Genomic DNA, 7047 nt, shown 5'->3' on the forward strand with positions numbered 1-7047 from the left:
TTATCAATAATGCGGCGGTGGCGTCTCTTCCGACTGCGAGGCAATCATCGACGTTTGGGTCGAGCGCAGTTTATCGGTCAGCACGCGCAGGTGTTCCTGCAATTTCAGCATTTCAAGCTGGTGGTGCACCACGGTTTGGTTGAGCTCTTCAATGGTGACTTCCTGGAAGGCCTGGCGGCTTTCCAATTCCTCAAGCCGCAGTAACAGGCTTTGGGTATCGGCGTTGTGCATGATGCTACCTCTGACGCGGTTTAATCCTGAATCTGGCACTATGTTAACAGCTGCCGCCGGCTTTGCGCTGCGCTATTTCGCCCCCCGCAGAGCGAGGGATAACCGCAGGCGGCTGCGCCCTGTGTAAAGTGCTGAAAAATAGAGCGCTTATCGCGGCTGTTTTTGTTACCGTTATCGTATCGGGTGGAAGAATAATCTGATTTATCATGCGGGTAGCACATTAAAGGAAACTTCTCCTTAAACCTGGAGTCACACTTTGACTCGATTGGTTACCTGTGTGACTGTTTTGTTTTCTTTCAGGCAGCTATAGTAGCCCGGTTATCTTACTTAATGACTGTTTGGGGCACAGCTTCAGACACTGGAGAAATGGATGAAATCTTTGTTTAAAGTCACGCTTCTGACAACCACCATGGCTTTTGCTCTGAATGCGACTCAGGTTATGGCTGCTGATGCGGCTAAACCGGCCGAAGCCGCTAAACCAGCGGACGCTGCAGCAGCACCAAGCACCGGCAAGTTCAAGAACGATGACGAGCAAGCGGCTTACGCACTGGGCGCATCCCTGGGCCGTTACATGGACAACTCGCTGAAAGAGCAAGAAAAGCTGGGTATCAAACTGGACAAAGATCAGTTGATCTCAGGCGTTCAGGATGCTTTCGCCAACAAGAGCAAGTTGAACGATGCGGACATCGAAAAAACGCTGCAGAGCTTTGAAGCGCGCGTGAAGGCTTCTGCTCAGGCGAAGATGGAACAAGACGCTAAAGACAACGAAACGAAAGGCGCCAAGTACCGTGAGACCTTCGCCAAAGAAAAAGGCGTGAAGAAAACCGAATCTGGCCTGCTGTACAAGGTAGAGAAACCGGGTGCGGGTGAAGCGCCTAAAGACAGCGACACCGTTGTCGTGAACTACAAAGGCACCCTGACCGACGGCACCGAGTTTGACAACTCCTATACCCGTGGTGAGCCGCTGTCATTCCGTCTGGACGGCGTGATCCCAGGCTGGACTGAAGGCCTGAAACACCTCAAGAAAGGCGGCAAAATCAAGCTGGTAATTCCACCGGCACTGGCCTACGGTAAAACCGGCGTTCCGGGCATTCCGGCTAACTCCACTCTGGTATTCGACGTTGAGCTGCTGGATGTGAAAGCTGCGCCGAAAGCAGACGCCAAGGCTGAAAAACCGGCTGACGCAGCGGCGGATGCCAAAGCGCAATAAGCCTGTCTGATTGCCATCACCGCCGCGAATCTTCTTCGCGGCGGTGTTCATTTCAGCGTCTCTGATTAATGCCGGATGAGGCGTAACTTTTACTTTCCCTCCCACTGATTGCTTGACGCCTGCCGGGCATCGGGCTTAACGTCAATACCACGCGCAAACGCAAGGACTTTACTCTGGCAGTTTTGCTAGACTAATAATCCGGACTTATGAGTCATGCGCCTGCCCCTTAGGGCGTGTACCTAAAACTGTTCCCGGCCGCGTGTTGGTCTGCGGACGCCCGTCGTGCTGTTTCATGCTGATACCAGCCTGCCTGCCCTGTGGATACTCAAGGGTATGCCGCCTGTGGAAGAGGGAGCCTGCACGAGCCGTTTTAGCTGCGCCCCCTGGCACAGGCGATCTTTGAGGGTGGTATTTTCGATGTCAAATTCGCTTTTATCCAGCGAAGTCAGCGAACTTGATTTGCTGAATGAACGTCCGTTTAGCCAGACGGATCATGAAATCCTGAAGTCTTATGAAGCCGTGGTCGATGGGCTAGCTATGCTGATCGGCGGTCACTGCGAGATCGTGCTGCACGCGCTGGAAGATTTGAAATGCTCGGCGGTGCGCATTGCCAACGGCGAGCATACCGGGCGGCAGATCGGTTCGCCGATCACCGACCTGGCGCTGCGGATGCTGCATGATATGGCCGGCGATGACAGCAGTGTGTCGAAGGCCTATTTCACCCGCGCCAAGAGCGGCGTGTTGATGAAGTCGGTCACTATCGCCATCCGTAATCGCGAGCAGCGGGTGATCGGCCTGTTGTGCATCAACATGAACCTCGATGTGCCGTTCTCCCAGGTAATGCAGACTTTCATGCCGCCGGAAACCCAGGAAGTGGCTCCCTCAGTCAACTTTGCCTCTTCCGTGGACGATCTGGTGGCGCAGACGCTGGAGTTCACCATTGAGGAGGTCAATGCCGATCGCAATGTCTCCAACAATGCCAAAAATCGCCAGGTGGTGTTGAATCTTTATGAAAAAGGCATTTTTGATATCAAAGATGCGATTAATCAGGTGGCGGATCGCCTGAATATTTCCAAGCACACCGTGTATCTGTATATCCGCCAGTTCAAAAGCGGTGACCTGCTGGGAACCGAGCGCTGATGCTGGATTACTGCCTTTTGGTCACCGGCCCGGCGTATGGCACCCAGCAGGCCAGCAGCGCCTATCAGTTCGCACAAGCCCTGCTGGCGAAAGGGCATCGGCTCTCCAGCGTATTTTTCTACCGTGAAGGGGTGCTGAATGCCAACCAACTGACATCCCCTGCCAGCGATGAGTTCGATCTGGTGCGCGGCTGGGCGCAACTGGCGCAGCAGCACGGTATTGCGCTCAACGTTTGTGTGGCCGCGGCGTTGCGGCGCGGCGTGACCGATGAACAGGAAGCTGCGCAGCAGGGGCTGGAAACGGCTAATCTGCAACCTGGCTTTACCCTTAGCGGGTTGGGTTCGTTGGCTGAGGCGGCGCTAAGTTGTGACCGTCTGGTGCAGTTCTGAGAGAATTTATGAAACGAGTCGCTTTTGTTTTTACCCAAGGCCCGCACGGCGGCACCGGCGGCAGGGAAGGGCTGGATGCGCTGTTGGCGACTTCGGCGCTGAGCGAAGATCTGGGCGTGTTTTTTATCGGCGATGGCGTATTGCAGCTATTGCCGGGGCAGCAGCCGGAAAAAATTCTGGCGCGCAACTATATCGCCACCTTTGGCGTGCTGCCGCTGTATGACGTCGAGCAGTGTTATCTGTGCCAGGCATCTTTGCAGGAGCGCGGTCTGAGTCAGGTGACCGACTGGGTGCTGGAGGCCGAGGTGCTGGCACCGGATGCGCTGCGTCAACAGTTAGCCGGTTATGACGCGGTAATGACTTTTTAGGACATTCGGATGCTGTATACCCTTAGCCACTCTCCCACTCAATGCGATTTGCCGGCATTGCTGCGCTTGACCACACAAGGCGACGATCTGCTGCTGATACAGGATGGCGTACTGGCCGGGTTGGCCGGCAGCGCGCACCTTGAATTACTGCTCAATGCCCCCATATCACTTTATGCGATGCAGGACGACCTGGAAGCCAGAGGCTTGGTTGGTCATTTTTCACACAAAATCACTGTCATCGGCTATAATCACTTCGTTGAATTAACCGAAAAACATCGAAGCCAAATGGCTTGGTGATGAGAGTGATGTTGTATATTTCTTGACACCTCTACCGCTCAGCCATAAAATTCTGCGGCCTCGTACTTTGCCAGTAGTGCATACGAGGGGATTTATCACATGTTTACGAAGCAACAAACGAAGCAAAACCAGGAGCTTTTTTAATGGCAACAATTAATCAGCTGGTTCGCAAACCACGCTCTGTGAAGGCTGCTAAAAGCAACGTTCCAGCGCTGGAAGCTTGCCCGCAGAAACGTGGTGTATGTACCCGCGTATATACCACCACCCCGAAAAAACCAAACTCCGCGCTGCGTAAAGTATGCCGTGTGCGTTTGACTAACGGTTTCGAAGTGACTTCCTACATCGGTGGTGAAGGTCACAACCTGCAGGAACACTCCGTGATCCTGATCCGTGGCGGTCGTGTTAAAGACTTGCCAGGTGTGCGTTACCACACCGTCCGTGGTGCACTTGACTGCTCCGGTGTTAAAGACCGTAAGCAAGCTCGTTCCAAGTACGGCGTGAAGAAGCCAAAGGCTTAATGGTTCTCCGTTAAGTAAGGCCAAACATTTTCACTTTAATGTCAAAATAAACTCGTAGAGTTTTGGACAATCCTGAATTAACAACGGAGTATTTCCATGCCACGTCGTCGCGTAATAGGCCAACGTAAAATCCTGCCAGATCCTAAGTTCGGATCCGAGCTGTTGGCCAAATTTGTAAATATCCTGATGGTAGACGGTAAAAAATCTACTGCAGAAGCTATCGTGTATACCGCGCTGGAGACCCTGGCTCAGCGTTCTGGTAAAAATCACCTGGAAGCTTTCGAAGTAGCTCTCGACAACGTTCGCCCGACTGTAGAAGTTAAGTCGCGCCGCGTTGGTGGTTCTACTTATCAGGTACCAGTTGAAGTCCGCCCGGTCCGTCGTAATGCTCTGGCAATGCGTTGGATCGTTGATGCTGCTCGTAAACGCGGTGATAAATCCATGGCTCTGCGCTTGGCGAACGAACTTTCTGATGCAGTTGAGAACAAAGGTTCTGCTGTTAAGAAACGTGAAGACGTTCACCGTATGGCAGAAGCCAACAAGGCGTTCGCCCACTACCGCTGGTAATTGCCACGCAGTAGTTATGCTAACCAAGCGGGCGCTTCAAGAAGCCAACCCGCTTGGGTTAACCGAACTTGAACGCCTAAGGCAATAGAGGAATCAAATGGCTCGTACAACACCCATTGAGCGCTATCGTAACATCGGTATCAGCGCTCACATCGACGCCGGTAAGACGACCACTACCGAACGTATTCTGTTCTACACCGGTGTAAACCACAAAATCGGTGAAGTTCATGACGGCGCTGCCACCATGGACTGGATGGAGCAGGAGCAGGAGCGTGGTATTACCATCACTTCTGCAGCGACTACCGCTTTCTGGTCTGGTATGGCCAAGCAGTTTGAGCCGCACCGCGTAAACATCATCGACACACCGGGACACGTTGACTTCACCATCGAAGTAGAACGTTCCATGCGTGTTCTTGATGGCGCTGTAATGGTTTACTGTGCTGTTGGTGGTGTTCAGCCACAGTCTGAAACTGTATGGCGTCAGGCTAACAAATATAAAGTTCCACGCATCGCGTTCGTTAACAAAATGGACCGCATGGGTGCTAACTTCCTGAAAGTTGTTGGTCAGATCAAATCCCGTCTGGGCGCGAATCCGGTTCCATTGCAACTGGCCATCGGCGCAGAAGAGAAATTCACCGGTATCGTTGACCTGGTGAAAATGAAAGCAGTCAACTGGAACGATGCTGACCAGGGCGTGACCTTCGAATACGAAGAGATCCCTGCGGACATGCAAGCGCTGGCCGAAGAATGGCACCAGAACCTGGTTGAATCTGCAGCTGAAGCTTCAGACGAGCTGATGGAAAAATACCTGGGCGGCGAAGAGCTGACCGAGGAAGAAATCAAGAAAGCTCTGCGTCAGCGCGTGCTGAACAACGAGATTATTCTGGTTACCTGTGGTTCTGCCTTTAAAAACAAAGGCGTGCAGGCAATGCTGGATGCGGTTATCGAATACCTGCCGGCACCAACTGACGTACCTGCAATCAACGGTATCCTCGACGACGGTAAAGATACGCCGGCTGAGCGTCATGCTAATGACGATGAGCCATTTGCTGCACTGGCGTTCAAAATTGCTACCGACCCATTCGTGGGTAACCTGACATTCTTCCGCGTGTACTCCGGTATCGTTAACTCCGGTGACACCGTGTTGAACTCAGTGAAGGCTGCACGTGAGCGTCTGGGCCGTATCGTTCAGATGCACGCTAACAAGCGTGAAGAGATCAAAGAAGTTCGTGCAGGCGACATCGCTGCAGCGATCGGTCTGAAAGACGTGACTACCGGTGACACTCTGTGTGATCCAAACCACGTGATCATTCTGGAGCGTATGGAGTTCCCTGAGCCGGTAATCTCCGTTGCAGTTGAACCAAAAACCAAAGCTGACCAGGAAAAAATGGGTCTGGCTCTGGGCCGTCTGGCGAAGGAAGATCCATCATTCCGCGTGTGGACTGACGAAGAATCAGGTCAGACTATCATCGCAGGTATGGGTGAACTTCACCTGGACATCCTGGTTGACCGTATGCGTCGTGAATTTAACGTTGAAGCGAACGTGGGTAAACCACAAGTTGCTTACCGTGAAGCCATTCGCGCGAAAGTTACCGACATCGAAGGTAAACACGCCAAGCAGTCTGGTGGTCGTGGTCAGTATGGTCATGTTGTTATCGACATGTACCCACTGGAGCCGGGCTCAAATCCGAAAGGCTACGAGTTCATCAATGACATTAAAGGTGGTGTGATCCCAACGGAATACATCCCTGCCATTGATAAAGGCCTCCAGGAGCAGCTTAAGTCTGGTCCACTGGCCGGTTACCCGGTTGTTGACCTTGGTGTGCGTCTGCATTTCGGTTCTTTCCACGATGTTGACTCCTCCGAATTGGCGTTTAAACTGGCTGCGTCTATCGCCTTTAAAGATGGCTTTAAGAAAGCGAAACCTGTTTTGCTTGAGCCGATTATGAAGGTTGAAGTTGAAACGCCGGAAGAGAACACCGGTGACGTTATCGGTGACCTTAGCCGTCGCCGTGGTCAACTGAAAGGTCAGGAATCCAACGCTACTGGCGTTCAGATTCACGCTGAAGTTCCGTTGTCCGAGATGTTCGGATACGCAACTCAACTGCGTTCTCTGACCAAAGGCCGTGCTTCTTACTCCATGGAGTTCTTGAAGTACGATGATGCGCCGAACAACGTCGCTCAGGCCGTTATCGAAGCCCGTGGTAAATAAGCTTTCGGGTTTAACACATTGATCAGTGCTCTCTCCATGAGGGGAGAGCATAAGAGTAAGGAATATAGCCGTGTCTAAAGAAAAATTTGAACGTTCCAAACCGCACGTTAACGTT

9 protein-coding genes are annotated in these 7047 nt (G+C 52.5%); 8 read left to right on the plus strand and 1 reads right to left on the minus strand.

Annotated elements, in window-relative coordinates:
• Nucleotides 1–3: 3 nt before the first annotated feature.
• The gene (locus SPL01S_RS23945; RefSeq protein WP_062868907.1) at nucleotides 4–231 is read right to left on the minus strand and encodes a SlyX family protein; all 228 of its coding nucleotides are present in this window, start codon (nucleotides 229–231) and stop codon (nucleotides 4–6) included.
• A gap of 370 nt (nucleotides 232–601) precedes the next feature.
• Here SPL01S_RS23945 and fkpA point away from each other — a divergent pair, with 370 nt between their 5' ends.
• The 8 genes from fkpA (at nucleotide 602) to fusA (ending at nucleotide 6932) form a co-directional block, all read left to right on the plus strand.
• Entirely contained in the window at nucleotides 602–1441 is an 840-nt protein-coding gene (gene fkpA / locus SPL01S_RS23950; RefSeq protein ID WP_063203173.1) for an FKBP-type peptidyl-prolyl cis-trans isomerase, read from the plus strand.
• Nucleotides 1442–1858: 417 nt separating this feature from the next.
• Entirely contained in the window at nucleotides 1859–2581 is a 723-nt protein-coding gene (locus SPL01S_RS23955) for a helix-turn-helix transcriptional regulator (protein ID WP_004951212.1), read from the plus strand.
• Nucleotides 2581–2970, plus strand: coding sequence for a sulfurtransferase complex subunit TusD (gene tusD / locus SPL01S_RS23960; protein WP_004951209.1), 390 nt, complete (start codon nucleotides 2581–2583; stop codon nucleotides 2968–2970). Before SPL01S_RS23955 ends, tusD begins: the two co-directional genes overlap by 1 nt.
• A gap of 8 nt (nucleotides 2971–2978) precedes the next feature.
• The gene (gene tusC, locus SPL01S_RS23965; protein ID WP_006328468.1) at nucleotides 2979–3338 is read left to right on the plus strand and encodes a sulfurtransferase complex subunit TusC; all 360 of its coding nucleotides are present in this window, start codon (nucleotides 2979–2981) and stop codon (nucleotides 3336–3338) included.
• Between the two features lie 9 nt (nucleotides 3339–3347).
• Nucleotides 3348–3635, plus strand: coding sequence for a sulfurtransferase complex subunit TusB (tusB, locus tag SPL01S_RS23970; protein WP_063203175.1), 288 nt, complete (start codon nucleotides 3348–3350; stop codon nucleotides 3633–3635).
• Nucleotides 3636–3778: 143 nt separating this feature from the next.
• Nucleotides 3779–4153, plus strand: a complete 375-nt coding sequence (gene rpsL / locus SPL01S_RS23975; RefSeq protein ID WP_004930426.1) for a 30S ribosomal protein S12 — start codon at nucleotides 3779–3781, stop codon at nucleotides 4151–4153.
• A 96-nt stretch (nucleotides 4154–4249) separates the two neighbouring features.
• Entirely contained in the window at nucleotides 4250–4720 is a 471-nt protein-coding gene (rpsG, locus tag SPL01S_RS23980; protein WP_004951199.1) for a 30S ribosomal protein S7, read from the plus strand.
• A gap of 97 nt (nucleotides 4721–4817) precedes the next feature.
• The gene (gene fusA, locus SPL01S_RS23985; RefSeq protein ID WP_004951196.1) at nucleotides 4818–6932 is read left to right on the plus strand and encodes an elongation factor G; all 2115 of its coding nucleotides are present in this window, start codon (nucleotides 4818–4820) and stop codon (nucleotides 6930–6932) included.
• Nucleotides 6933–7047 lie beyond the last annotated feature (115 nt).

This window comes from Serratia plymuthica NBRC 102599 (assembly GCF_001590925.1).
GTDB classification, from domain to species: Bacteria; Pseudomonadota; Gammaproteobacteria; order Enterobacterales; family Enterobacteriaceae; genus Serratia; species Serratia plymuthica.

Excerpts from the sequence above, each read along its gene's own strand:
- fkpA (WP_063203173.1), top strand. The coding sequence starts at position 602 with ATGAAATCTTTGTTTAAAGTCACGCTTCTGACAACCACCATGGCTTTT.
- tusB (WP_063203175.1), top strand. The coding sequence starts at position 3,348 with ATGCTGTATACCCTTAGCCACTCTCCCACTCAATGCGATTTGCCGGCA.
- SPL01S_RS23945 (WP_062868907.1), bottom strand. The coding sequence starts at position 231 with ATGCACAACGCCGATACCCAAAGCCTGTTACTGCGGCTTGAGGAATTG.
- tusC (WP_006328468.1), top strand. The coding sequence starts at position 2,979 with ATGAAACGAGTCGCTTTTGTTTTTACCCAAGGCCCGCACGGCGGCACC.
- rpsG (WP_004951199.1), top strand. The coding sequence starts at position 4,250 with ATGCCACGTCGTCGCGTAATAGGCCAACGTAAAATCCTGCCAGATCCT.
- fusA (WP_004951196.1), top strand. The coding sequence starts at position 4,818 with ATGGCTCGTACAACACCCATTGAGCGCTATCGTAACATCGGTATCAGC.
- rpsL (WP_004930426.1), top strand. The coding sequence starts at position 3,779 with ATGGCAACAATTAATCAGCTGGTTCGCAAACCACGCTCTGTGAAGGCT.
- SPL01S_RS23955 (WP_004951212.1), top strand. The coding sequence starts at position 1,859 with ATGTCAAATTCGCTTTTATCCAGCGAAGTCAGCGAACTTGATTTGCTG.
- tusD (WP_004951209.1), top strand. The coding sequence starts at position 2,581 with ATGCTGGATTACTGCCTTTTGGTCACCGGCCCGGCGTATGGCACCCAG.